Origin of the sequence: Pedobacter sp. AJM (genome assembly GCF_002197755.1) — a bacterium.
Classification (GTDB): Bacteria; Bacteroidota; Bacteroidia; order Sphingobacteriales; family Sphingobacteriaceae; genus Pedobacter.
The window spans coordinates 1-26,806 of record NZ_NHOT01000011.1 but is presented as its reverse complement, the minus strand read 5'-3'; the positions used below and the strand labels follow the sequence as shown (position 1 = coordinate 26,806).

General features: G+C 38.3%; 23 protein-coding genes and 1 tRNA gene. 11 read left to right on the top strand and 13 right to left on the bottom strand.

Annotated elements, in window-relative coordinates; all coding sequences use genetic code 11:
- Nucleotides 1-141: 141 nt before the first annotated feature.
- Nucleotides 142-1,455 (top strand): aspartate kinase, encoded by a 1,314-nt coding sequence (locus tag CBW18_RS17520; RefSeq protein ID WP_088302636.1) that lies wholly within the window; start codon nt 142-144, stop codon nt 1,453-1,455.
- On the opposite strand, the gene CBW18_RS21470 is transcribed toward CBW18_RS17520, so the two are convergent.
- Nucleotides 1,444-1,608 (bottom strand): hypothetical protein, encoded by a 165-nt coding sequence (locus CBW18_RS21470; RefSeq protein WP_172406565.1) that lies wholly within the window; start codon nt 1,606-1,608, stop codon nt 1,444-1,446. The genes CBW18_RS17520 and CBW18_RS21470 overlap by 12 nt on opposite strands.
- A gap of 165 nt (nt 1,609-1,773) precedes the next feature.
- Here CBW18_RS21470 and lysA point away from each other — a divergent pair, with 165 nt between their 5' ends.
- The gene (gene lysA / locus CBW18_RS17515) at nt 1,774-2,943 is read left to right on the top strand and encodes a diaminopimelate decarboxylase (protein ID WP_088302635.1); all 1,170 of its coding nucleotides are present in this window, start codon (nt 1,774-1,776) and stop codon (nt 2,941-2,943) included.
- A gap of 70 nt (nt 2,944-3,013) precedes the next feature.
- Here lysA and CBW18_RS17510 read toward each other — a convergent pair whose 3' ends face one another.
- Genes CBW18_RS17510 through CBW18_RS17500 form a run of 3 tightly spaced genes read right to left on the bottom strand, consistent with a single transcriptional unit; the run spans nt 3,014 to nt 8,155 of the window.
- The gene (locus CBW18_RS17510) at nt 3,014-5,266 is read right to left on the bottom strand and encodes a TonB-dependent siderophore receptor (protein ID WP_088302633.1); all 2,253 of its coding nucleotides are present in this window, start codon (nt 5,264-5,266) and stop codon (nt 3,014-3,016) included.
- A gap of 32 nt (nt 5,267-5,298) precedes the next feature.
- On the bottom strand, nt 5,299-6,723 hold the full coding sequence (locus tag CBW18_RS17505) for an ABC transporter permease (RefSeq protein ID WP_088302632.1): 1,425 nt from the start codon (nt 6,721-6,723) through the stop codon (nt 5,299-5,301).
- Nucleotides 6,710-8,155 (bottom strand): ABC transporter permease subunit, encoded by a 1,446-nt coding sequence (locus tag CBW18_RS17500; RefSeq protein WP_088302631.1) that lies wholly within the window; start codon nt 8,153-8,155, stop codon nt 6,710-6,712. The genes CBW18_RS17505 and CBW18_RS17500 overlap by 14 nt, the downstream gene beginning before the upstream one ends.
- A gap of 87 nt (nt 8,156-8,242) precedes the next feature.
- On the opposite strand from CBW18_RS17500, the gene CBW18_RS17495 reads away from it, so the two are divergent.
- From CBW18_RS17495 to CBW18_RS17480, 4 genes are read left to right on the top strand one after another with little or no spacing between them, the layout of a single operon-like run.
- Nucleotides 8,243-10,444 carry a peptidase domain-containing ABC transporter gene (locus CBW18_RS17495; protein ID WP_172406564.1) on the top strand — a complete coding sequence of 734 codons (2,202 nt, stop codon included), beginning with the start codon at nt 8,243-8,245 and terminating at the stop codon, nt 10,442-10,444.
- Nucleotides 10,445-10,469: 25 nt separating this feature from the next.
- Entirely contained in the window at nt 10,470-13,142 is a 2,673-nt protein-coding gene (locus CBW18_RS17490; RefSeq protein ID WP_088302628.1) for a lantibiotic dehydratase, read from the top strand.
- On the top strand, nt 13,135-14,016 hold the full coding sequence (locus CBW18_RS17485; RefSeq protein WP_088302627.1) for a thiopeptide-type bacteriocin biosynthesis protein: 882 nt from the start codon (nt 13,135-13,137) through the stop codon (nt 14,014-14,016). Before CBW18_RS17490 ends, CBW18_RS17485 begins: the two co-directional genes overlap by 8 nt.
- 5 nt (nt 14,017-14,021) lie before the next feature.
- Nucleotides 14,022-15,917 carry a lanthionine synthetase LanC family protein gene (locus CBW18_RS17480; protein ID WP_088302626.1) on the top strand — a complete coding sequence of 632 codons (1,896 nt, stop codon included), beginning with the start codon at nt 14,022-14,024 and terminating at the stop codon, nt 15,915-15,917.
- 40 nt (nt 15,918-15,957) lie between these two features.
- Here the strand turns inward: CBW18_RS17480 and CBW18_RS17475 are convergent, their stop codons facing one another.
- The 4 genes from CBW18_RS17475 to CBW18_RS17460 form a co-directional block, all read right to left on the bottom strand.
- Nucleotides 15,958-16,149: a pinensin family lanthipeptide gene (locus CBW18_RS17475; protein ID WP_088302624.1), complete on the bottom strand. Its 192-nt coding sequence runs from the start codon at nt 16,147-16,149 to the stop codon at nt 15,958-15,960.
- A gap of 226 nt (nt 16,150-16,375) precedes the next feature.
- Complete coding sequence (locus CBW18_RS17470) at nt 16,376-16,591, bottom strand: hypothetical protein (RefSeq protein WP_088302623.1); 216 nt, start codon at nt 16,589-16,591, stop codon at nt 16,376-16,378.
- A gap of 48 nt (nt 16,592-16,639) precedes the next feature.
- Nucleotides 16,640-17,020, bottom strand: coding sequence for an SRPBCC domain-containing protein (locus tag CBW18_RS17465; protein WP_088302622.1), 381 nt, complete (start codon nt 17,018-17,020; stop codon nt 16,640-16,642).
- A 23-nt stretch (nt 17,021-17,043) separates the two neighbouring features.
- The gene (locus tag CBW18_RS17460; RefSeq protein ID WP_088302620.1) at nt 17,044-18,234 is read right to left on the bottom strand and encodes an acyl-CoA dehydrogenase family protein; all 1,191 of its coding nucleotides are present in this window, start codon (nt 18,232-18,234) and stop codon (nt 17,044-17,046) included.
- Between the two features lie 112 nt (nt 18,235-18,346).
- On the opposite strand from CBW18_RS17460, the gene folB reads away from it, so the two are divergent.
- Nucleotides 18,347-18,715, top strand: coding sequence for a dihydroneopterin aldolase (folB, locus tag CBW18_RS17455; RefSeq protein ID WP_088302617.1), 369 nt, complete (start codon nt 18,347-18,349; stop codon nt 18,713-18,715).
- Between the two features lies 1 nt (nt 18,716).
- Nucleotides 18,717-20,120 (top strand): FAD-binding oxidoreductase, encoded by a 1,404-nt coding sequence (locus CBW18_RS17450; RefSeq protein WP_088302616.1) that lies wholly within the window; start codon nt 18,717-18,719, stop codon nt 20,118-20,120.
- A gap of 91 nt (nt 20,121-20,211) precedes the next feature.
- Here CBW18_RS17450 and CBW18_RS17445 read toward each other — a convergent pair whose 3' ends face one another.
- Nucleotides 20,212-20,649 (bottom strand): thioesterase family protein, encoded by a 438-nt coding sequence (locus CBW18_RS17445; RefSeq protein WP_253249076.1) that lies wholly within the window; start codon nt 20,647-20,649, stop codon nt 20,212-20,214.
- 115 nt (nt 20,650-20,764) lie between these two features.
- Here CBW18_RS17445 and CBW18_RS17440 point away from each other — a divergent pair, with 115 nt between their 5' ends.
- Both CBW18_RS17440 and CBW18_RS17435 read left to right on the top strand, forming a co-directional pair.
- Nucleotides 20,765-21,199, top strand: a complete 435-nt coding sequence (locus CBW18_RS17440) for an Hsp20/alpha crystallin family protein (RefSeq protein ID WP_088302615.1) — start codon at nt 20,765-20,767, stop codon at nt 21,197-21,199.
- A gap of 183 nt (nt 21,200-21,382) precedes the next feature.
- Entirely contained in the window at nt 21,383-22,699 is a 1,317-nt protein-coding gene (locus CBW18_RS17435) for a nicotinamide mononucleotide adenylyltransferase (protein ID WP_088302614.1), read from the top strand.
- A 354-nt stretch (nt 22,700-23,053) separates the two neighbouring features.
- On the opposite strand, the gene CBW18_RS17430 is transcribed toward CBW18_RS17435, so the two are convergent.
- From CBW18_RS17430 to CBW18_RS21460, 3 genes are all read right to left on the bottom strand, one after another.
- Nucleotides 23,054-24,058, bottom strand: a complete 1,005-nt coding sequence (locus tag CBW18_RS17430) for an LD-carboxypeptidase (protein WP_088302741.1) — start codon at nt 24,056-24,058, stop codon at nt 23,054-23,056.
- Nucleotides 24,059-24,477: 419 nt separating this feature from the next.
- A tRNA-Met gene (locus CBW18_RS21465) sits at nt 24,478-24,549 on the bottom strand.
- A 7-nt stretch (nt 24,550-24,556) separates the two neighbouring features.
- A complete protein-coding gene (locus tag CBW18_RS21460; RefSeq protein ID WP_172406563.1) occupies nt 24,557-24,718 on the bottom strand; it encodes a hypothetical protein in 162 nt (53 codons plus the stop codon).
- A 337-nt stretch (nt 24,719-25,055) separates the two neighbouring features.
- On the opposite strand from CBW18_RS21460, the gene CBW18_RS17420 reads away from it, so the two are divergent.
- Complete coding sequence (locus tag CBW18_RS17420; RefSeq protein ID WP_088302612.1) at nt 25,056-26,354, top strand: DEAD/DEAH box helicase; 1,299 nt, start codon at nt 25,056-25,058, stop codon at nt 26,352-26,354.
- Nucleotides 26,355-26,442: 88 nt separating this feature from the next.
- On the opposite strand, the gene CBW18_RS17415 is transcribed toward CBW18_RS17420, so the two are convergent.
- A partial coding sequence (locus CBW18_RS17415) for an OmpA family protein (protein WP_140418706.1) occupies nt 26,443-26,806 on the bottom strand: 364 nt, incomplete at its 5' end.

The following is a 26,806-nucleotide window of genomic DNA, read 5'->3' as shown; positions in this document are numbered from 1 at the left end:
TTGTTTTGCTTATTTTCACGCCCCGATACAATAATAAAGAAATTCCGGTATTAAAATAAAACCATCTAAACTTTTTCACAGTCCGAAAGGAATTATGTAAAGTTTTGGCAGTTTTTATCACAGTTCATATAATTTAAGTAGATGAAAATATTAAAATTTGGGGGTACGTCTGTTGGTAGTCCCGAGCGCATGACGAAGTTATTGGATATCATTAATCCAAATGAAGAGCAGATTGTAGTGTTATCAGCCGTTTCTGGTACTACAAATAGTTTAGTTGAAATTTCTAATTATTTTTTGTCCGGAGATAAGCAGAAGGGGAGCAGCGCAGTAGAAAATTTGTACCAGAAATATAAAGATTTTGTGATTGAACTTTTGCCTGATGCTGATTTTCAGGAGATGGGGAATGAAGTAATTGATTATCATTTCAGCTTTTTAGCGGTTTTAACCAACGATATTTTTACTCCTGTTGAAGAGAAAGTGGTTTTGGCGCAGGGTGAATTGTTGTCTACCACTTTATACCACATTTATTTAAAATCGATTGGAATCGGGTCTGTGTTGTTGCCTGCCCTTGATTTCATGAAAACCGATGAGGATAACGAACCGGATATTCCATTTACCACGAAACATTTAACCCCGCTTTTAGAGCAGCACAAAGACAATAAATTGTTCATCACGCAAGGGTTTATTTGCCGCAACAGTTTTGGAGAGGTAGATAATTTACGCCGTGGAGGAAGCGATTATACCGCATCATTATTAGGCGCTGCGATTTTAGCGGAAGAAGTTCAGATCTGGACCGATATTGATGGAATGCATAACAATGATCCGCGAATTGTAAAAGGTACAAAGCCTATTGCACAATTGTCTTTTGATGAAGCGGCTGAGCTGGCTTATTTCGGTGCGAAAATTTTGCATCCGCAGTCGGTTTTTCCTGCTCAGAAATATAAAATACCAGTTCGTTTGCTAAACACGATGGAACCCTCAGCAGCCGGAACACTGATTACCCATAACAGTGAAAAAGGAAAAATAAAATCTATCGCTGCAAAAGATGGCATTACTGCCATTCGGATTCAATCAAGCAGGATGTTACTGGCTTATGGTTTCCTTCGTCGCGTTTTCGAGGTATTTGAACGCTATAAAACGCCTATCGATATGATCACGACTTCTGAGGTTGCCGTTTCTTTAACCATTGATGAAATTGGAAATCTTCCAAAGATCATTGAAGAGCTGGAAAGTTTCGGAACCGTTGAAGTAGACACCAACCATAGTATTGTATGCGTGGTGGGCGATTTCGGCTCAGAGAAACATGGTTTCGCCAGCAGGGTTCTGGAAGGTTTAAAGCATATTCCAATCCGGATGATTTCTTACGGAGGAAGCAATTACAATGTGTCCTTACTTATTTTAAGCGAATATAAAACCGAGGCTTTAAGAAGCTTACACAACAGGTTATTCGAATAGGAGATAGAATGCACCGGTGATGACCAGAAGGCCAAGTAAGATGTGCAAAGCTAAAAAGCCTTTTGGAAGCAAATCATTTTTGTATTTTTTATATGAATTGAATAATCCCAGGGAAATGATGAATACAATAAATATAGCGGCTACAATCTTCATTTTTTAATAAATAATATAAACAGTACAATCAGGAGCAAAACGATAGTAAACCGGATTTTTCCATTGTATTGTTTTTGGGTAATTCTTCCATTCTTTAAATCGAGGTAATTACCGAAGTAAACCAGCCCAAAGAATAAAATTAAAATTATAATAAGGAATTTGAACATGTTTGCGGATAAAGATATATCAAAGTTTAACAATATAGAAACCCCTTTTTACTATTATGATACCGATTTGTTGCAAAAGACGCTTCGTAACTGTGCCGCAGCGGCAGCTCCGTATCATTTTCATATCCATTATGCATTAAAAGCCAACTTCAATGCTGTTTTGCTTGAAGAGATTAAGGGCATTGGTTTCGGCGCAGATTGTGTGAGTGCCGGAGAGGTGAGAAGAGCGGTTGAAGTAGGTTTCGATCATCAGAAAATCGTTTTTGCAGGCGTAGGTAAATCCGATAAAGAAATTAATGAAGCCCTGGATCTGGATATTTTCTGTTTCAATGTAGAATCTATCCAGGAACTGGAAGTGCTAAATGAACTGGCTGCTGCAAAAGGAAAAGTGGCGCAGGTGGCTATCCGCATCAATCCAAATGTTGATGCCCATACGCACCACAACATCACCACGGGTTTAGATGAAAATAAATTTGGCATTAATTCGTGGGATTTACCAGAATGTGCGGAGACTTTGAAAGCATCTGCAAACCTGAAATTTATTGGCATTCACTTCCATATTGGTTCTCAGATTACCAACCTGGATGTATACAAAAATCTTTGTGTTCGGGTGAATGAGTTTGCTACCTGGTTTGAAGATAGAGGCTTTACTTTGAAAGTTTTAAATGTTGGCGGAGGTTTAGGGATCGACTATTATAACCCTGACCATCAAATACCTGACTTTGCATCTTATTTCAAAATATTTGATGAATTTTTGGAGATCAAAACAGGACAGGAAGTTCATTTTGAGTTAGGTAGAGCGCTTGTCGGACAAACTGGATCACTCATTACAAGAGCTTTATATATCAAAAACGGGAAGAAAAAAAACTTCGTGGTTTTAGATGCTGGCATGACAGAATTGATGCGTCCGGCTTTATATCAGGCCTATCATAAAATCGAAAATCTTAGTCAGTCCGGAGTCGGGAGTCCGAAGTCCGAAGTCGTTAAATACGATATCGTTGGACCAATCTGCGAAAGTACAGATTGCTTTGGTAAAGAGGTAGAACAGCCAATTTCGTTCAGGGGTGATATTTTTGCCATCCGTAGCGCAGGTGCTTACGGAGAGGTAATGGCTTCCAAGTATAACCTTCGGGATGCCATAAGATCGGTTTATAGTAACGAAATCTGATATTAATCGCCGATACGTGGAGCAAATGCTGCAAACGTATCGGCGATCTTTTTATTTAGGCTATCTGGTTTTAAAATTTAAGGCCAACAGAAAACCTGATGTTAAAGGGTTCTCCTTCCACAAAGAAATAGTTATTTCCGGTATAGGGGAAATCAGTTGTAATATCTCCGGAAGAAATATAACGTTTATTCGCCAGGTTATCTGCAATTACCCTAACCCAATATCTCGGATTTGTAAAGCTCACCCCAGCATCAAACTTGGTGTAATTAGGTAAGAAAACATCACGCTGACTAATTGCAGAGAGCTTTGCAATACTGGTTTGGCCGGCACTCAGAGCAATTTTATTATAACCCTTTAATGGAATGCTGTACTGAATCCAGGTATTAAAAATTTGTTGAGGTACATCGGGCATTTTTTGTCCTACAATAGAAGGATTGTCCGGCGTAGGATCAAGGTTATTGTCTTTGGTAATTTTTGCATCTACATAGGTGTAATTTGCTACTAATGAAAGCCGATCGGTGATGTTTCCAATCACATCAACTTCAACCCCGTTACTCACTACTTCACCCAATTGCAGGTAATAAGCTACAGCGCCCGCGGCAGCTGTGTAACTTCGGAAATCCCTGGCAGATACATTTTGTTTTGCCGAGTGAAAACCATTTATGGTGGTCAGCAGTTTCCCATTAAACCATTTTTTCTTAAAACCAAGATCGAAGCTATTTCCGAATTGAGGGTCTATAGGTTTCGTTCCGGTAACTGTCCGCTGTCCTGCTGTTGCGCTGGCTGTGGTTTCAGTGACTACCTGACCCGTTTGCGGAACAAAAGATTGGTCATACAAAAAGTAGATGGAGGAAGTAGAATCCGGTGTAAAAGTCAGGGCTAAACGGGGTGAAAAAGCGTGTTGCTTGTATTGATCAGGCGTACGTGGGCCTCTTGTGGTTGTTAAAATATTCTGATTTCTATATTCCGTATACCGCGCTCCAGCAGTCAGTAAAAATTTATCAAAGGCAATGTTATCATAAACGTACGCCGCCGTGTAATGAATTTTGTTTTCCTGCCTGATGGATCTTTTGGTTACAGCTACCGTGTTTGGATCGACATCATAATTTGGATTATTTCGATCGAACGCGATGGAATTGGTTCCATAATAGGTTGAAAGCGAGTCTTTTCCTTTAGTATAATCGCCACCAACCAGGATTGTATGTTTAAACTGCCCGGTGTTAAATTTACCATTCAGAAATAAGTTGGTGTTATAGGTTTCACCTAACAAATTAGAATTACTGGATATCCGTTTGGTTTTACCCGCATCATCAAAGCTGATGGAAGTTCTGTTATTTGATGAAACCATATACCATTGCGTAGAAGGAGCCTTCACATAATTAGATTGTGAAGTCAACTGCCAGTTTGAATTGAATTTATGGACGGCTACAAATCTGCCCGTATGTGTTTGTGCAACACTCAACGGAAGGCCAATACCTGCGCTGTAATTTACGCCAATCGGATCTTGCAACACATCCTTATCCTGGCGAAGTTTATTAATTGATGAACCGTTTTTTACTTCACCGCGAATGTAATTATATTCGGCAATGACATAAGTCCGCGGACTGAAATTATACTGAACTACCGGAGCAATTACATATTTCTCCGTTTTCATATGGTTCAGATAAGAATTTTGCCGCTGATATGCTGTGTTGAAACGGTAAGAGAAACCTTTATCTAAAACTTTACTGCCAACATCAACGGTAGATCTGAAAAGGTTGTAATTACCTCCCGTAAGCTGCACATTCAGTAGCTTTTCTTTCGGTGTTTTGGTAGAAATGTTTAAGGTTCCGCCGGGTTCGCCTACGGCACTGATAAATCCTGCCGGACCCTTAATAAATTCCAGATTTTCAATTAAAGCTTCATCATCAAGTGTTGCACCAAGTACCAGTCGGCTGGGCATCCCGTTAATGGTGGTAGCGGCATTAAATCCTCTGATTTTAATGGAAGCAGAATTGTCAAAAGGCGAACTGTTGTATCCGAAATAGATTCCACTGGCATTCCTCGCCATGTCTTTTAATTGAAAACTTCCTTGCTGCTGTATCAATGCAGCGGAAATACTAATTATGTTTTGAGGCATCTGAAGCAGCGGAATCTGCATTCTCAAGGCTGCAGATAAAGTGTCTTTTCGCAATTTTACTGCTTTTTTTCCGGCAATACTAATTTCGCTCAACTGCTGCGTTCTGTTAGAATCTAAGGTAGATTTTGTTTTGCCTTGCTGTTGTGCAAATAGCCGGGGAATGTAAATAAGGATGACTAATAACAAGTAAAGTTTTTTCTTCATTTCTGTGATTTGTTAAATGGATGGTAATTGTGTTATAATGGTAATTTGATTTTTGTACTTAAGGATAGGATAGAAAAAGATATAATCAGCAGACCAAGGATGTCTGTTAAGATATTTGTGTTCTTTCCAGGAGCTGGTTTCATTTTAAATTCAGGAAGATGATGTAATTCAGCAAGGCTTAAATTTCTATTATGAATAATATAACCTGTCATGAAATCGACCCATGTTTTTTGAAAGCAATTGACCTGGTTTTGATAAGATAAATAATCCGTCAGGCCACTTTCAGCGATTGAATTCAGTAAGTATTGTGTTTTCGTAGCAGGATTAATCCAGCTTAATTTGGCTGAAATTAAATTTTGCTTTCGCGGATATTGATTGTACTGTGCTATCGCCGAAGTCATTTTTCTGCCCAGAAGATCATAATAGGCACTGAAACGAACGGTGCTATTCTCGCTGGTATCCGCAGCGCTTTTTAAGGAATTATACTTTGGATGATTAGCGTAAAAAGTATCAATAAGGGCTTGTTTTGGCATTGCCCATATGGCTTCACTGTTTTCCCGTAAAGCAACGGCTTCATCTGTTTTTAATGGAATAGGATATAGCTGGCGAATGAAGGCATTGGTAATGGCAGGCAATACCAGGAGAAAGAAGCACCATGAAGCCAGTAGGTAAAGTGCATTCGCAGCAGAACTTTTACCGATTTTGATCAGGATTAAACAGATTGAAAACCAGAACGCCAAATAGGCTGTAACGGTAAAAAACCATAATAAGGAAGTTGTCAGGTTAAAGGGGCTGAGCTGCGAATCACTTATGATTCCGATAGCACTCAGCAACCAGGCCAATAAAGTCACCACGGTAAAACGGAAGCCGAGTTTATAAATAATGATGTGTTCAAGATACTTTCCCTGAACAGCCAATAGGCGATCAGTTTGTTGTTCTTTCTCTTTCGACCAGGTATTATATGACAATGCGATAGTCAATAATGGAAAAAGGTAAATGATCACATAGGCGAGATCAAAGTTACCGGCTGCCAGCATTTCCGGGTTTGCAATTTCAGCATTTGGTGCATTTACTGTATTTCGTTTTCTGGTAATCACCTCATAATAAGGCAACAGATCCCTTTGACCTACAGATAGTGAGGTTAGTGATGCTGGTCTGTGTACCGCATTGAGCGGATTCCGGTATTCAATCACAGCCGGAATTCCTGCCTGTGCATAGCTGGTTTTTCCTACTGATGTAGTGGTATCTGCAGTGAAATTTTTAGCCAGCTCCTTAAATTTCTGATCGTAATTTTGTTCCAGACTATCTATAGCCGTAAGTTGTTTTGTGGTTAAATGGTAACCATCATAGATGCTGTAAAGACCGGTTAGAAAGAAGAAAGAAATTAAGCACAATACCAATCGCTGTCTGAGAAGCATGCGCAGTTCAAATTTAAATACGATTTTAAGCAGGTTCATAATGGCGGGCTAAAGAACGTGAAGCAATAAACTGGATCAATGCAGCGAGCAGCAGAATCCATCCGGCGATAGCATATAGTCCAATCTGGTTTAACTGGATCACCTTATGGACAGGTGGAAGCTGATCATCAAAGTTTTGAAGCCCTGCAAAATACTTAGGACCTAGGATATACTCTCCCTTTACATCTTTACTGTGCATGGCGAGCTGCAGATTCAGCTTTTTAATTAAATGATTGCGGTAAGTTTGCGCCTGTTTAAAAAAGTACTGGTGATGATAATAGTCGGTACCAGAGAGGGCCATCGAAATCCGTTTGATGGAAAGAAAAGGATTAAAGACTCCCGCTATCGTTAAAAAGTTTTGTTGTTTATCAAACTGTTGTGCTACCTGTGCCAGATAATGGTTAAACACCATATTACGATAATCCTCATGGTATTGAAAAGTTAAACCCTCAATATTAAAAGGAAGCTCGCTAACGGAGTCTGCATGGTAATTTTTAAGAATATGATGAACGAAACGTTCCCCACGTTCTGCATAAGGATCATGGCCGTTAAGTCCCATTCTGTATCCTTGTTCAACAAGATCGGTAAAAGCGGCGCGAGACATTGGCGGATAGCTGCGATCGGCAATTCCGGTGAGTAATTTCGGCGAGATAATGCTCATTAATATCCAGCAGCTCAACGCGGTTAAAAGTGCCTTTCCTGAATTACCACTCCAGGCTGAAATCAGTATGCCCAGCAAGGCAATGAATAAAAAATACAATAGAAATGCCAATATCATCCAAAGTAATCTGGTGAGCAGTACGTCAGATCCGGGAGAGATCAATAGCATCATGATCATCAGTAAAAAGATTGGCAAAACCACTGTTATGATGAAAAGATAACTTGAAATAGCCTTAACCCATATTAACCTTGAAGTGCTTAATCCCTGAGCCAGCAGCATTTTCAATGTACCCTGTTCTTTTTCTATGGTTATGCTGGTTGCTGTGATAAAGAGGATGAGCAGCGGAATGAGCAATTGCAAAATCAATGCAAGTGTGAGCCTGCCGAAACGCATGGAGCTGTCATTTCCTTCCGCATTTGCTGCATCGGGTTCGTGTTGCACATGGGCTTCAATACGATAGGTATTCCCGGCATAATCATCTAATCCGGTATCAAATACATTTAACAGATTGATCGATTTAAAAAGGTAGGTGCCAAAGTGTGCCGCATCATGTGGATTGCGTTGTTGATGCGCCCATTGCTGCCTGAAAATTGTGTTGGCTTCAATTCTTTGTTTGTGCGCTGATTGATAATCTAAGTATGTACAAATGGCAGCCGCCATAAAAAGTGTCCAGATCATTACCGTGGAGATGAGCATTGTCTTGTTCCGGTAAATCACCAGTAACTCTTTTTTTATCAGCATTTGCCAAATGGCAATGTTGGTTTTTTTCATTCAAAGATTAATTTAATAATGCACCAAAGTTGCATTATATTTTACATATTTGCAACTGCATTGCATTTACAATTTTTGAAATTAATCATGCTTAAAGATTTTATCCGCAGGAGAAAGTATCCGTTTTATAAGCAGCCAGATGCCATGGATTGTGGTCCGGTTTGCCTTAAAATGGTTGCCGGCTATCATGGTAAGAATTTTTCCATGCAGCATTTAAGAAAGCTCTGCAAAATCGGGAAGCAAGGCACTACGATGCTTGATTTAACTGATGCCGCAGAAAACATTGGCTTCAAAACCATGGCTGCAGAATTGGAATATAATAAACTGAATAGATTGCCCATGCCTTGTATCGTGCACTGGCAAAAAGAACATTATGTGGTGGTTTATGAAGTAAATGATGAATCAGTCTATCTTGCAGATCCGGCGCTTAACAGTAAAATAAAATTAGATACAGCTGCATTTTTATCAGGCTGGAATATTAATGATGATACACAGATTGGCCGGGTATTGTTATTAGAGACAACCCGTTCATTTCATGAAATGGATAGCAAGCCTGAGCATAAAACTTCATTGTGGAACCTGGTTCCTTACCTGAAATTACACCGGAAAGGCTGGTTCCCGATAGCGGTGAGTTTGGCGTTGGCTAGTGGTTTCTCACTCGTGATTCCTTTGCTGACCCAAATGATCGTAGATAAAGGCATTCAAGGAAAAAACACCAATTTGTTATTGCTGATTTGTTTAGGACAGCTCATGCTTTTTTCTGGCCGGATGCTGATGGATTTTGTACGGGGAAGATTGTTATTTAGAATTGGTGCCCGAACGAGCATCACCATGCTGAAAGATTTTCTGGCGAAGCTGATGAAATTGCCTTTTTCCTTTTTTGATAACCGGCAGGCGGGAGATAATATGCAGCGTGTGAATGATAATCAGCGCATAGAGGAGTTCCTGACCAATTCACTCATCAATTTTATTTTATCGGCAATTACCTTAATTGTACTTGGTGGCGTTTTGCTTCATTACAACTGGCAGATTTTTCTGCTGTTTATTGTCGGTGCTGGCATCAGCGTAATCTGGTCTAACTCTTTTCAACAGAAGCGAAAAATGATTGATCAGAAAAAGTTTAAGGTACTTTCTGCCAACCAGCAACTGCTCCTGGAAATTTTCTATGCCATGCAGGAAATCAAATTAACGGGGAGTGAAGATGAAAAAAAACAGCTTTGGGAAGGATTACAAGATCAATCTTTCGATCTCAAACTTGAAGCATTGCAACTTGATCAACGGATGCAGGGAGTTGGTGCTTTTATTAACGAGGTAAAGAACGTGCTGATCACTTATGCTGCAGCCATGCTGGTGATCCATGACCAGGTAACATTGGGCGGCATGCTGGCCATCACCTATATCTGTGGACAGTTAAATGCTCCGGTAAATCAGTTGGTGGAATTTTCGAGGGTTTCGCAGAATGCAGCATTCAGCTTATTGCGTATAGATGAAGTGCAACAAGAAACTGAAGAAGATTTTGGTGTGGATGAGGAATTGAATGGGGATGAGCCGGTAGATATTGTGCTGAATCAGGTATCGTTCCAATACGGGGGTAAACACAGTGCACAGGTATTAAAAAATGTCAGTTTGAACATTCCAGCCGGAAAAGTAACAGCTATTGTAGGGACCAGTGGCAGCGGGAAGACAACATTAATTAAGCTTTTACTTAAATTTTATGCTTCTTCCGCAGGCAGTATTGAAGTTGGCACGCAAAAAATCGAAGCCATTAATGCCAGATCATGGCGAAAACATTGCGGTGTAGTGATGCAGGATGGATATGTGTTTATGGATACCATCGCCAATAATATTTTTGCTGGTGCCGAGGTTAAAGATTTTAACCGTCTTCATGAGGCAGCTAAAATGGCCAACATGCATGCTTTTTTTCTGAAAATGCCCTTCGGCTATGAAACCGTTGTTGGTAGAGATGGATTTGGCTTAAGTGAAGGCCAGAAACAGCGCTTATTAATCGCCAGGATGATTTACCGTAATCCGGATTACATTTTTCTTGACGAAGCCACTAATTCATTAGATGCACAGAATGAACTTTCCATCGTAAATAATCTCAACACTTTTTTTCAGGGTAAAACGGTGCTGATTGTCGCCCACAGGCTTAGCACAGTAAAAAATGCAGACCAAATTGTGGTGCTTCAGCAAGGTGAAATTAAAGAAGTTGGTACACATCAGCAACTACTTCAAATCAAAGGACACTATTACCACCTGATCAAAAATCAGCTTGAACTCGGCCAATGATCTTCCATTAACCTATAACCATCTTATGTCAGTCAGAATTTTCCCTTATTCCTTAGTTCGATATGCAAATCTTAACCACGATGTATTCAATCAGCTTACATTTCATCAGGGCGAAAAGTTGATAGAAACACACCGTGACCACCTCAAAAAAAGGGAAGAATTAAAAAATACTCTATGTGATGCCTTATTTCCGATCATCAGTGAACAAACCGATGATCAATTGAGGCAACAGCTAATTAATCTTAAAAGAAAAATATTTAATAACAAGCGGGTAGATGCAGAACAATCGACTCTTATTAAAGGATTGAATTCTAAGTTATTATCTGAATCTTTTGAAGCTTATCTCTTAAACGAAACCCTGATTAACAATTTTTCTGAGGTAAACAAGACGCTATTTAACCACGAATCAACATTACATCAAAAAATTGTTCAGCAAATGGCACTAAACCCTGCGCTGCAAAATGGCTTAATGTTATCCAGCCCGGTGCTTTATACCCAACTGAAAAACTTTGTCACAAAAGACCCGGAAAGTTTTAAGCAAAAAGAGCTGCGAATGGAATTTAGTGTATTGCGGTATCTCAGCAGGATGGCTTTCAAAACGTCGCCATTTAGCAGCTTTACCTTTACTGGTGTGATGACTACCAGTACTCACCCGGTAAACCATCCAAATAAAAATCCTAAAGTTCAGAGTAAGCTGAAGCTGAACAATATTCTCTTCGAATACTTACGATCCATACTGAGGCAGCATCCGGTATTGAATGAATATTTATTGCTTAAAATTAATATCACAGCAGAAATCAAAGGTGATAAAATACAATTCCTGACTAATTTCCACAACATTGAATCCTTTCAACAATTGCCCGCAAATGGTCTGCAGCTGTTGATTGTCAATTATTTTCATCAAAACCACCAATCAGTTACTTTAGCAGAATTAATCAAATATCTGTCAGAACATGTAGAAAATACCGTCCAAGAAAGCATTAAAGCTTATGTCATAAAATTGATCAACACCGGCTTGTTCGAGGCAGGCTTTGGCTTTACAGGGATGGATGAAAACTGGGACGTAAAACTATTGGCGTTTTTTAAATCTGTACCAGATAAAAACCACTTGGTAAAGCCCTTAATCAGCCTTTTCGAAATATTGCAAGTCCACCGTGAAAGCTATTCAGCAGCAGGAACTGATGAACGCTATGTTCTTTTACAACAGGCAGAAAGAGCAGTGAACAGCACTTTTCTTCCATTACAAAAGGAAGCAAACTTACCATACTATACGAGTGCTGAGGAGAAAAAAATCATCAGAGAAAAAGAATTTCAACATCAAGAGGCCTTTTTAACAAACAACTTTATTCCTTACTATTTCTCGGCACGTAATATTTTTTTTGAAGATTGTTTTACAAGTGAAACTGAAGTATTGTCCGAAAAAGGGATAGCTGAGTTTGCTTCTAAAACCAACGCGCTTGCCAAATTTCTGCTGCCGCTGGATGTGATGCGAAAAGAGCGTATCAAAATGCGCAATTTTTATATCAAGCACTATCCCAAATATGAAAAGATAAAAATCACCGAGTTTTACCGGGATTACTATTTTTATGTTAAAAAGCCAGAAAAGGAGCAGATAAATCAGAATGATCAGGCATTAACAGATCCAATGTCATGGAAAACAGCTGTTCTGGCCAAACTGGAGCAGCAAACGATTTTAGATGATACATTAAACCTGAGTGCTGATTTTTTTGCAGATTTACCTGTTTCATCGGATCTTGGGAAAATATTATCGGCAGGTGCTTTTGTACAATTTTATGCCTGCAAAAAAAAAGACCAGCTTTATGGGGTAATCAATTCGCTTTTGCCCGGAATGGGAAAGGTAAGCGGAAGATTTCTGTCTTTGTTTGATTCAAAAATACAGGAAGATTTTATTACTCAGAATGCGTCATTAAATCCAGAAGTAATTAAAGCTGAACTAAATGATGCCTCAACCTTTAACGCAAACATTCACCCTCCTCTGCTCAGTCGCGAGCTGACGCTTCCCTCTGGAAATAATATCTATCCGGCAGATCAGCAAATTAATGTTGGTGATTTAAGGGTTTGCCTTGATTCGGAAACGAACAACCTTAAACTATGGCTAAATGATCATGAACTCTACAGTTATGATTTGAGTTTGGAATCTTTTTATAACCGTTCCAACTTATACCAGTTATTGGCCCACTTTAATCCTGATGCGAGGATTTCATTACAGCCTTTTATCCAGCTGATAGATCAGTATGATCTAGGCAGATTTGCAAATTCAGCGCCTGAAATTTACCTGCTGCCGAGAATCACATTTGAAGAAACAGTAATTATCAGGAGAAAAACATGGAGAATAAAAACTGCTGTAATCCCTGTTCAGCAAACAACGGAGGAGGATTTTGATTATTTTATTCGCTTACATAACTGGTTCGAATTGCACAAAATACCAATAAAATTCTTTTTATTTCTAAGAAAACGTGCTTATCAAAACAAGGCTGTAGATGGCGAAATCAACAAAAAAGAGGGCTTGCATGATGACTATAAACCACAATATTTAGCTTTAGATAAGCCACTGTTTGTGTCTATGTTTAAACGACTTTTGGCAAGAGCAGGAAATAACATCACCATAGAAGAGGTACTTCCGGTACCTTTGGAAAGTGGAGTTAAAGAATATTTAATGCAGTGGTATAATGAATAGCACAATCAACCCCATCAGTTATACCTGGCTTAGTCTGCATATTTATTATTCCGGAAATGCTGATGAGCTTCTGAAACAGGCCATTGCCCCGTTCATCAGTCAATGGAAATCTTGTTTTTTTGCTGAGTCGCCCTGGTTCTTTATCCGCTATTGGGAAGGAGGAAGTCATATTCGGTTGAGGCTTCATGCCAACCCGTTTTACCATGAACAGATGACCGGTGCTTTAAGTAAAGATCTTTGTCATTTTCAAAGCGCATCTTTCAGGGTGGAAAAAGTTCTGTCCGTTGAATACGAGCAGGAAATCAGCCGTTATGGGAACGGGGAAAGTATCGCCTGGGCAGAACAGCATTTTGCCGCTTCATCTACCTATGTTTTAAACTGGTTACTGATTAGGGAAAATAGCAGTCAGGTTACTTTACAGGCGGTAAAGCTTCACCTGGTTCTATTATTCTGTGCTGGATTAAAGCCTGACAAAATCATCAGGTTATGTGATTTTTTTATAAATGGATGGTTACCAAGGCTTTACCGTTCAGATTTTTCTAATGACCATGAAAAGGCATTTTGGCTTCACCAATTTGAGCAGGCATTTTTATCAAAAAAAGAAATTGTTTGCCTGGCAGCTGCTTCTTTCTGGGAAGAACTGGCCACAAACAATCTCCATAATGGTTTAGCAAAATACATGACTTGCAGCCAGAAAGTTATGGATCAGTACCAAACAGCAGAATTTGATGAATTTAAGTTCCAGGAAATCGTTTCAAGCCTGATACACATGACCAATAATCGACTGGGCATTGCCAATCAGGAAGAAGCTTACCTGATGTATGTGATCAAAATCTGCATCGAATATATTTTCCAAGTGTATCATTCAAATTAAAATCTATGTTTACAACTGCTCAGATTGAAGTTTTCATCAATCATCTTCATGAAATAAAAAATGATTTGCGCTTAAATAAAAAAGAAACAGCAGATGAAGCCTGGTGGCCAACGCCTTATTACATCAATCCCGATGAATATGCCTTCCAGGAAAGCTATGATATTTTTAATGGCAATTGCGGCATTGCCTTATTCTTTCTTGAACTCTATCGTTTTGATCAAAGCGAAACGCACATCAGTTTAATTGATAAAATGATGAGCAGAATGATGAAATCTGAGGCCATTCTCAAACCCAGTTTTTTTGCATTCTACACTGGCCTTGGTGGAGTGATTTATACAAATTTAAAAATTTATGAGGTAACAGGAATTCAGAAATACCTGGATAATGCATTGCTTTTAACATTGTCCAACCAGAACCAATTCAGTACGAAATTACTGAAAGCCGATTTATTAAGTGGCTATACAGGTAATTTGCTGGTATTCACTCTACTTTATCACCACAGCCAAAATGAACAAGTTTTACAATTGATCCGTTTGCTCTTAGACCGGTTGATTCTGGAAGCACGGGTATCAGAGATGGGTTTGAAATGGGATTATCATCAATCGAAAAAGGCATACGATAGCATGACCGGGTTTTCTCACGGGGCATCAGGTATTGCATATTGTCTTATGCAATTGAGCATGTATTTCGATGAACCAGGTTTGTTGTATCTGGCGGAAGAAGCATTGGCTTATGAAATGCAATATTATTATGCCCCGGCGAATAACTGGCTTGATTTGCGGATGGGTAATTATGAACTTTCAAAACCAGGCGCACATCTCTGGCAACTGGAAACTTTTATTTCAGATATGGCAGGGGCAAATGCCTGGGCACATGGCGCGGCAGGAGTGGGTTTATCAAGGAGTCTTGCATATGCGCTCACTCAAAAAAACATCTATTCTAAGCAGTGTAACCAGGCACTTGAAAAATGTTTATCAGATCTTCAAAACAGACCCCGGCCAGATTTCACTTTGGTAAGCGGCTATACCGGAATGATTCCGTTTTTGATGTACAATAAGGACAGAGACGGAATAGCTGATCATATTTGTAATGCGATTGACGGAGCCATTAAACAATATCGAAAAACAAACAGCTACAGCGAATACCTATCATGCGGAGCCGATGATTATGGCCTTTTCTCCGGAAAAGCAGGTGTAGGTTATATGCTTTTGCAGCTGATAGCTGGCGATCAATCCGATTCAGTGGCAAAACCAGCTTTACCCAAACCTGCAAAAACAATCAATCTGGAAGGAAGGTTCTCAACGGTTGATATTAAACGGAAGATTTTTTCATCATACTTCAAAAAAACTATTGGAAAACTTGATCTGTTAGGTGTCAGCATTGGTGCACTGTATGAAGTAAAGAATATTGATGAGTTTAGTGAGGTGTTATCTGTCAGAATCAGCCAGATAGAGGGAGCGCATGAAGCAATTATGCAATCATTCCGGTTGGAATCAGAGCTGTTGAAGCTATGGAAACTTCATAAAGGTTATTTTAGTTATCAGCAACGAAACATTTACCTCAAAAAAAATGCAGAAAGTGCCAGTCAAAAATCAGATTCCGATTTCATTGCGCTGAGTTTAAAACTGAATGATCATGTACAATATTTTGGAGAAGATGAAAACGGCAATAAGCTTCTTTTATATAGCCATGAAAATGGTGTAGAAGAAATTAAAATCGGAATCTTTCCAGCCATCATCATTAAATCTTTGATCAATGGTAAAATGAAAATGGGCAAATTGATTGATAAAATTACCAGTGAATATTTTAAACCGGCTACTGAAAAGGAACAAATCAATCAAAAAATTGTGTTGCAAATCCGCCTGTTGCTAAAGAGTGGCTTTTTATGTGTTGAAGAATAAACAAGGCGCCAAATTGGCGCCTTGAAATTGAATTAATTAACTAGCAGATTACCGTGGTGCATCTTACCGGTGGGGTATGATGGTCATCTGTTTGTTCTGTGTGCGTAGGTTCTGATACATTACCTAAACCACCTGATAAACGCATCGCAACTTCACTGTCAATACTGGTTACAAAACTTTCTAACTGAAGGTCTTCTAAGCTCAATGTGATTTTTTCTGATTGATTTTTCATAACATAAGTGATTAAATATGATGCCTACTGGTGGTTACGGGGTTTCGGCTTATCCCCGGTTGCAACAGCACTAAGATATACAATTGCAACTATGTTGCAAAATAAAAAATCTATTTATCGCTACATTGTTGCAATAAGATTTAAGCCGACCAGATTTATTACAAACGTAACGCGTTTGCTTAATAGGAGACAGGAAGAAAATGAAGAGATCAAGAAGAAAGGCAAGCTATTTTCGCTTTCCAGATGCGATGAATACAATAACACCCGTCACTAAAATAATACCACCTGCGTAAGGAGGCCAGTTCACAGACTTTTGTCTGTCTGCAGAAATTTGAATCGGACCCGCATCCACTATCTTTTCTTTTTTAGTATAGGAGAAGCCGGTCCAGATCAGCATGGCAATGCCAGCAATGATTAATATGAGTCCTACAGTTCTGTTCATGACGTTATAAATTGGTTAAAAACTAAACAGCCCGCTTAACTTTATGTTTTATTCGTCAAAGAAATCCACCAGACCGCCAAGAAAATATTCATCTATTCCTTCGGTAAAGTCTTTATAATCCGCATCTGGGATATTGGTCTGCTTAAACTCTAAAGAAGTACCTTTTTTGTCTTCATGAAGTTTGATGGTTACAATGGAAGGTTCAGCATCTTCGCCAAAATACCATTGTTGCACAATTCTTTTATTGGTTTCAAATTCCAGGTTTTTACCAACGATATCACCATCCCAGAAAGAAAATTCGGTGTCTGGTTTTTCTTCAAATTCTACTTCAGCACCAGTCCAGAGCTTAATGCTGATATCTTTGGTCAGTGCTAAATAAACTTCTTCAGGTGTTGCAGGTATGTAGGTATATTTTTTAAAATCTTTCATTAACTTAATTTTTAAATCTTTTGTTATTTAAACGCATTCAATCCGGTCACATCCATTCCTGTAATCAGTAGGTGAATATCATGTGTTCCTTCGTAGGTTACCACCGATTCGAGGTTCATCATGTGACGCATTATCGAATATTCACCGGTGATGCCCATTCCGCCAAGCATCTGGCGGGCGTTGCGGGCAATATCCAACGCAATCTCTACACTGTTTCGTTTAGCCATTGATATTTGTTCAGCCGTAGCGCGGTTTTCGCTTTTTAGCGTACCCAGGCGCCAAACCAACAACTGACCTTTAGTAATTTCAGTCACCATTTCGGCCAGTTTCTTTTGTTGAAGCTGAAAACCGCCAATTGGTTTTCCAAACTGAACACGCTCCTTTGAGTAACGCAAAGCAGTATCATAACAATCCATCGCTGCACCTAAAGCGCCCCATGCAATGCCATAACGCGCCTGATTTAAACAACCTAATGGTCCTTTTAATCCACTGATTTCCGGAAAAACATTTTCTTTCGGAATCTGAACATTATCGAAAACAAGTTCGCCTGTTGCAGATGCACGTAAGCTCCATTTGTTATGCGTTTCGGGTGTAGAAAATCCCTCCATTCCTCGTTCTACAACCATCCCACGAATTTTACCAGCCTCATCTTTAGCCCAAACCACAGCAATATCCGCAAAGGGCGCATTACTGATCCACATTTTAGCACCATTTAATATATAATGAGTGCCGGCATCTTTAATATTCGTTACCATCCCGCCAGGGTTTGAACCATGATCGGGTTCAGTTAATCCAAAACAGCCCATCATTTCACCACTGGCTAATTTTGGAAGATATTTTTTACGCTGTTCCTCAGTTCCATAAGCATAAATCGGATACATCACCAAAGAACCCTGAACGGAGGCCGTAGAGCGAATCCCGGAGTCGCCACGTTCAATTTCCTGCATCAGGATTCCATAAGCGGTATAATCCAAACCTGCGCCGCCATATTCCACCGGAATAGTTGGTCCGAATGCACCGATTTCTGCTAAACCTTTAATTAAATGTTTAGGAAATTCTGCCCGTTGCGCATAATCTTCTATGATCGGACTGACTTCCTTTTTTACCCATTCCCTTGCGGTAGAACGAATTAATTTATGTTCGTCGGTTAATAATTCATCCAATAAATAGTAATCTGGTGCCTCATAAAGGTCTTTTTTTGCTGATTTGCTCATATCATTCTTATACGCTGGTTAAGAAATAGCTTTCCTTTCAAAGGTAACAATTTACGGTAAGGGGCGTGATATTCATGAATAAAAATTTAATTTTGCAGCATACAAAACATACATGAATCAATTCAAACAAACCGTTGCCTTAAAAGATATCAAATGCTTTGCGCTACACGGTTATTATCCGGAAGAACAGTTAACCGGAAATCATTTTATAATCGATCTGGAAACGGAATTTACACCTCAGGGCTTTGATGATGAACTTGCTCAAACCGTTAACTATGAAGATTTAAATACTATTGTTTTGAATGAAATGAAAAATACGCAAAAGCTTCTGGAAACGGTTTTAAAAAATATTATTTCTAAAGTGATCGATATTTATCCCTTTGTGCAACATGTAAGTGTGAGTGTAAAAAAATTAAACCCGCCAATGCCCGGACAAATTGGGCATTCTTTTGTCCAGTTATCCTATAATTCAGCCCGATAAAATGATTTTTACCAAAATAAATGCCGCAATTTTAGCTGAAATTAAATCAGCCCTGGGTGATGAAAAGGTTTTTACCGATGCAGAAAGTTTAGATCAATACAGTCATGATGAAACGGAAGACTTACATTTTCAGCCGGAGGTGGTGGTAAAGCCAACCTCTCCCGAAGAAGTGTCTGCTTTGCTCAAGATTTGTAACCACCATCATGTTCCGGTAACGCCACGCGGTGGGGGAACGGGCTTAAGCGGTGCTGCTCTGCCGATTTTTGGTGGTATTTCCTTATCCATGGAAAAGTTTAAATCCATCATCAATATCGATACTGAAAATCTGCAGGCAACAGTTGAACCTGGTGTGATTACAGAAGATTTTATTAATGCAGTAGCAGAAGAGGGATTGCTTTATCCGGTAGATCCCAGTAGTAAAGGTTCTTGCTTTATTGGAGGAAATGTGGCACATGGTTCTGGCGGACCAAGGGTAGTAAAATACGGAACCATCCGTGAATACATTTTAAACCTGGAAGTGGTTTTGCCTAACGGAGACATCATCTGGACAGGTGCCAATACGTTAAAATATGCATCAGGCTATAACCTGACGCAACTTATGATTGGATCAGAAGGTACTTTGGGGGTGGTAACCAAAATCGTGACCAAGCTTTTACCAAAACCTGGTCAGTCTGTTTTAATGATGGGATCTTTCAGTACCAATGAGGCTGCCTGTGCAGCAGTTTCGGCCATTTTTAGAGCTGGAGTTACGCCATCGGCCCTGGAATTTATGGAACGGAAAGGAGTGGAGTGGGTAATTCAATTTGACGATATCAAATTTGATTTGAAAGATGAAGTGGCCGCCTTATTAATGATTGAGTTTGATGGCGATGATTTGGATGATATTTTTAAGAATTGTGAGAAAGCAAACATCGTTTTGGAAGAACACAATTGTACCGAAGTATTATTTGCAGATACTGCAACTCAAAAGGAAGAATTGTGGCGGATGCGCAGAACAATGGCTGAATCGGTTAAGGCCAATTCTGTTTATAAAGAAGAAGATACGGTCGTTCCTCGTGCAGCATTACCAAAATTAATCAGCGGAATTAAAGAAATTGGTTCTAAATATGGCTTCGAAAGCGTTTGTTATGGTCATGCCGGCGATGGAAACTTGCACGTGAATATTATTAAAGCTGGGATGAGCGATGAAGACTGGAAAGATAAACTGAAATTTGGTATTACTGAAATTTTTGAATTGACAACAGCTTTAGGCGGAACATTATCCGGTGAACATGGAATTGGCTTGGTGCAAAAAGAATTTATGCCCATCAAATATTCTGAAATTCATTTAAACCTGATGCGGGGTATTAAAAGTGTTTTTGATCCGAATGGAATTTTAAATCCCGGAAAGATAATGCCAGATTAATGTAGTTCGTCACCCTGAACTTGATTCAGGGGCTTAATATTTTTTATCATCATTAAGATGCCCAAACAAAGTTAAGCATAACGACTTACTTTTAAGTTAACTGCTCAAACCCCAGCATCTTTTGTTTTTCAGCTTCAGGTATGGTTGTTGGTCTTTTTGTATTATAGTCAACCGCAATACAAACCGTTTTGCCTTTACTGCAAATTATTTCTTCAGTGCCCTTAAGTTTTACAATTTGATATTCCAAATCGAAACTGGTTAGTCCAATCCTCGAAGTTTTAACATGAACTGCAATTTTATCATGCATAACAATTGGTAAAATATAATCCAGTTCAGCATGAGCGATTACAATTCCTGTTTTCTTCCAATCCCATTTTATAATCTCTTCCCAATACTTGGTTCTGGCTATTTCCAGGTAAGTAAAATACACAGAATTATTTACATGGCCCATCATATCAAAGTCTATAAACCGCAAGTGAATATTCGTTTTATAGTTGAATTTGTCTGAAAAAGATCTTATTTCTGACAATTTGTCTTTGTTTTTTGTAAATTTTTGCCATAATGTCTTTAAAATCATAAAATTTTGGTTTGGTATGTAAGTTGAATAAGGGTTAATATCAATTAAAAAAATAACAATTAGAGATATGACACTTGTAAATTTTAACAACAGAACCCGCAACACAGCTCCTTACTTTAACAATGTTTTTGATTCATTGTTTAGCGACGCTGTAACTAAAAACAAAATGATCAGCCAGTCACCAAACGTCAATATTTACGAAAATGAAATGGCTTATGTAATTGAATTGGCTGCGCCGGGATTAAAAAAAGAAGATTTTCAGATCAACCTGAAAAAAGACACACTTTCTGTTTGGGCAGAAGTTAAAAAAGACGAAACCCAGGTAGCCAAAGATTTTACCCGTAAAGAATTTGACTACAGCTCATTTGCACGCTCATTTAATTTGCCAGATACTGCAGATGGTGATAACATCAGTGCTGAATATAAAGATGGAATTTTAAACATCAACATCAGTAAAAAGGATGATGCTAAATTGAAACACAGGGAAATTGTAGTATCATAATATCTAGAATTCCTGAAAAGGATTCATCATAGTTTAAGTTTAGGTTTTTATAAGGTTAGTACCGGATGGTGCTAACCTTATTTTATTTTAGGATATCGATTATAGAAAAGTTCATTATGAGCCGTAATTAAACAAATGGGCCAATAATACGAATGAACTAATGATTTTTATTATTTTTGCGCCATGGCAAGAGAAATCCTGGATACTAAACGTAAAGCATTAAAAATAAACCTCGATCCCAGAATTTACGGTACCTTCGCCGAGATCGGTGCCGGACAGGAAGTTTCCAGGAACTTCTTTAACGCCGGTGCAGCATCCGGAACAGTAGCCAAAACCATGTCTGCTTATGACATGACTTTTAGTGATGCCATTTATGGTGCAGAATCAGACGGACGATATGTTTCCCAGAACAGGCTCCTTCAGATGCTTGATCATGAATTTGGTTTATTGAATGAGCGGCTATCTGGTGAGAAATATGAAAGCAGAACCTTCTTTGCCTTTGCCGATACGGTAACCACGCTCAATTATAAACGTACGAATGAACCTCACGGATGGGTGGGTATTCGCTTTCAGAATGAACCCGGAGGTTTGCCGAATGAAATATTCTTTCACGTCCGATTGCTGGATACAGATGTTAACATGCAGCAACGTGTACTGGGAATTATTGGGGTGAATTTGCTTTACGCTGCTTTTTATCATTATCAGGATCCGAAGTTAATGGTTGAATCTTTAGCGGATAACCTTACCATAGGCTCGGTAGAAATTGATTTAATTTCCGTTAAAGGCCCTGCCTTTCCTGAAGTAGATAATATCTTGCTTAATCTCTATATGATTATGAAAGATTTTTCAGCAGCAGCCATTTTTGATGCTGATGCACATCCCCGCCAGGCTAAGGATTTATTATATAAGAAAGATATCATGATTTTGAGAACCAAATACGGCCAGAAATCATTGCCAAACTTCAATCTGTTTAATAAGGCCACCGATCAGTTTAAACGTACCAATCAGGTAGAGGAGAGGAATCTCGCGGTGATGATTGAAGTTTTATTAACCAATGTTTTAACTGATGAACAGGAAACACCTGATGATATTGACCTGGAATCAGTGGCTAAACGTGCGCAGGAAATGTGCGATACGGGTAATATTGTGATTGTATCCAACTTTACCAGGCACAATCGTTTAGCCAAATACCTGGCCCGGTGTAAACCCAAAAGCGTAGGTTTAGCAACAAACATTAACAACCTGAAATTTGTATTTAACTCCACTAATTTTAAAGGCGAGAATTATTCCGGTCAGCTTTTAAGCTATGTGAATGATATGTTCAATACAAATGTCCGGTTATTTGCTTATCCTTATCTTGATAAAAAGACAAATGAGGTGGTTACTACTTCTAATATGCCTGTTACTCCAGAAGCGAAGCCTTTATTTGATTTCCTGCTGATTAACAATTATATCACAGACATTGAAGATTATGCAGAAGATGAAGTGAAAACGGTTTAGCATTATTTATCGCCATAATGACCTAGACCAGAGACAATAGTAACGGTAAGGATGTATTCTTTTAATATGTGCTTTTTCGCCAGATTTAAATTGAACCTCTAAATCTTTCTTTGGCTTGCTTTTCAACTGCTATAAAATATTCCTCATATATTTTTGGAATCTTTAATCCTGATAACATTGCCTTTTTCAGCACTTTTCATACGTAATTTTATTTTTACTACAAATTGGGGGATTATAAGGGCTTTCATCTTTCTTTTGAAAAGGAACATTTAAACAAATTTCAATCTTAAATATGCTCATTTGATATCTTAACAAATTCAGATGCCAAGAGTTGAGTTAAACTGTTCTTAATACTTAGCCAAGCTCGTTCACTTCTAACACATGATTTACACCGCATTTTAGCGCATAATTATTTCGCTGGTGACCAACAGGGAAATCAAAAGCAATAGGGTATTTGTATTCTGTAACTTTCTCAAGAACAATTTCGTAGATGGTTTTACCAAACTCTTCGTCTGCATCATCAGGTTTAACTTTAAAGCCACCGATAATGAGCGCTTTTAAATTTTTCAGTTTACCACTTCTTTTTAAATTCCAAAGCATCCGGTCAATGCTGTAAAGGTACTCGCCCGTATCTTCAATAAACAGCATTTTATCTTTGGTATCTAAATCAGAATCAGTTCCGGCCAATGTTTCAATGATGCTTAAATTACCGCCGACTAAAATTCCATCAACCTTTCCTAACCGATTGTTTGAATTAGCCGGGGCAGCATAACCCATTTGCTCACCCGTTAATGCACTTTTTATGGATAAAATGGTTTCAATCTGAATGGGTTCGGCCTTTGCCCAGTTATCCGGGAAACTGTTGCACATTTTCGCATGAATTGAGGCAATACCATAATTCTTAGTCAGATGGCAATGCAGCACAGTGATATCACTAAAGCCGATAATCCATTTAGGCCTTTTCTTAAATGATGAAAAATCAAGCTGATCAATAATCCGGATAAAACCATAGCCTCCGCGGGCACACATAATGGCCTTAACACCCGGATCATCGAGCATTTTTTGAAAATCAGCTAACCTTTCTTTATCAGTTCCGCCATAGGTAAAATCACGTTTTCCAATAGTTTCGCCAATTTTAATCTGGAACCCCCAGCTTTGCATAAGCAGAACTGATGGCTGAATTTGTTCAGCATTGATATAACCTGCAGGACTGGTGATACCGATCATGTCACCTTGTTTTAGATACGGTGGAATTTTAAAAGATGAACCTTCATTTTCAACTGTTTTAGCTAATGTTTTAAATGCAGGCATGACCGTTGCAGCAGCAATAAATGAAGAAAGAAAATGTTTTCTGTTCACAATTATGGGAATTGATTTCGTACAACGAATATAAGCCTTTAAAAATTTGCACAAAAGAAAAGGGATTCATATCCATAAATCCCTTTTTTAAACCAAACAAATTAATCTGTAATAGATTAGTATAATGTGAATTATATAGATAACCATGAATAAAATAAAATGTTTTGCCTTAAAAAAAATATTTTAGATTTTACAACCAGAAGAAATAACGGATTTACTTCTCAATAGAACTATCCTGAAATCTTTTTATTCAAAATGAAACTTTAAGGTAAAGGTATTTACATCATCTAGCTGAATCTCTTAAAAAAGTTAAGGCTATCCATCGCGAATAGCCTTGCTAACAACAAAACAAATATAAGATAACCAAATCTTGCCTGATTTGAGCATAATCAGGTTTTAAGTGCTTGAGATACACTTAGCGGCCTAGTAATGGATTCGAACCATTGTACATGGGTTTATGAAACCCCAACCTTCCAATCGGTCAACTGGCCGTATTTATTAAACTGATTTAAGCGCTAAAAAATCACTCAGTTCTTTTACCAGTTCATCATTTAAGGTATCTTCATCTTTTATTTTTTTCTGATCTTTCACTTGAGAAGTTATGACCTCAATCAAGTTTGGATATTCGGCTATGGCGGGATATTGAAAATAAACAGACATCACTTGAGTTTTTAATGGTTTAATACTTGTTTAGTTAATGATTATGTATGCAAATATATAAATTAGTATATAATATCTATAGGTTTTATAGTCTTTCGTAGTTTTTTTTAATTAACTTACTGATTTACAGATAAATAAATTTTTAATTATTTCAATATTCGATAGATTCAATAGCCAAGTTGAGGATAGCCATTCCAATATACCTTTGAAATGAAGGCGATTAAGCATTAAAGTTTCGTATAATTTGAGTGCATACCTTTCGGGGTCTTTAAATTCAGTTTCTGAAAAGCTAATTATTTTAAGGATATTTGCAATTTCAAACATTAAAATAATAAGCGTGTCATTAGATAAATTAAAACTTAGCAAACCACTGGTTGCTGCCATGACTGATGCAGGATTTTTAACGCCAAAAGAAATCCAGGTCAAAACCATGTCTAGAATTTTAGGTGGTCAGGATGTTATTGCAGTAGGACCGGAGGGTTCGGGGAAAACAACAACTTATGTTTTAGCTACTTTAATGAAGTTGAAATATGCTTTTGAAGAAGCACCAAGGGCTTTAATCCTCGTTCCTGATGCTGAACATGTAGATCATGTGCTGGAACAGTTTAATTTATTAAACAGAAATAAAACTTTCAGAATTTTAGGCATCGATAGCCGTGGAGCAGTTGATGCACAAATGAATGAGATCACTGATGGTTGTGATATCATCGTGGCTGTTCCAGACAGGGCACGCGCCTTATACCTCAAACTTGCACTTAATACCAACAAAATTCAGTTATTTATCGTTGATAACGCCGAATTAATTGTTAAAAAGGGTTTGCAATTACCTGTTGTTGAATTGGCAAACAGTGCTTATAAATCTCAACATGTTGTGTTTACAGAGGTAATGCATGAAAAATTAAATCATATGATATCACCTTTCATGAAAGATTCAACCACTACGATTGAAGTGGATGAGATCGGCGAAAAGCAGGCAGAGGTGTATCAGCAAATGTTATATCAGGTTCCCAATTTTCGAACGAAACTGAATTTGTTAACCCTGTTAATGAACGATACTGAGTTTTTTGATAAAGTAGTGGTATTTGTTAATACGCGATTAACAGCACAAACCGTTTACAAAAACTTCAATCATGCCAATGATGAGGAATATGCGATTTACCGGTCACTGTTTTTTGATGATAAGGGTTATGATGATATTGAAGATTTTAAGTCTAACCCAAATTCAAGAGTACTCATCGTAGCCAATGAAAATCTGGATAGCCTTGATATTCAGGGTATTCCTTTTATTATTCATTTTGAATTACCGGAGCAAAAGGAAACCTTAATTCAGCGGATCATTAAGCATAATGATGATGAAGTGGTTGCCATTACTTTCTCAACAGATATTGAACTGAGTGAAGTAAAAAAGATTGAACAGGCCATTGGCCAGCGGATGGATGTCATGGAATTACCGGAAGATTTGAAAATAGTTGATCCCACCACCAAACCGAAGAAAAAGAAGGGGGATGATGAAGAAGAGCAGTCTGAACGAGGCGCTGCATTTCACGAAAAGAAAGCGAGTAACCTAAAAAACTACAACTATAGCGCAGGTACTAAAGCTAAAATGACCTACAAAAATAAAAAGGGATTATCTTAATTGGCCATGGCCAGTGAGATGGCGAAAAGTTTAAAACACAAAAAGCCCCGATTTTCATCGGGGCTTTTCTATTTCATTTTACTGTTGACTAGTATAATGTAAATTCTACACGACGGTTTTCCTGACGACCAGTCGCAGTTTTGTTAGATGAAATCGGTTGATCAGGTCCGTAACCAGTAGCTTCGATTCTGGAAGCATTAGCACCCTGAGATACCAAATAAGCTTTTACAGATTCTGCTCTTTCTTTAGATAAACGTAAGTTTAACTCTCTGCCACCAGTGTTATCGGTGTGACCAGCTAATTTTAAGCTAAAGTTTTTGTCTACCAATAATCCAGCAACCCTGTTTAAGCTAGCATATGATTTAGAACGGATAGTTGATTTACCTAAGTCAAATTCTAAGTTTGAAATCGCATCTTTAACTACCTTACGGTCTTCCTCAGTGATTACCTTA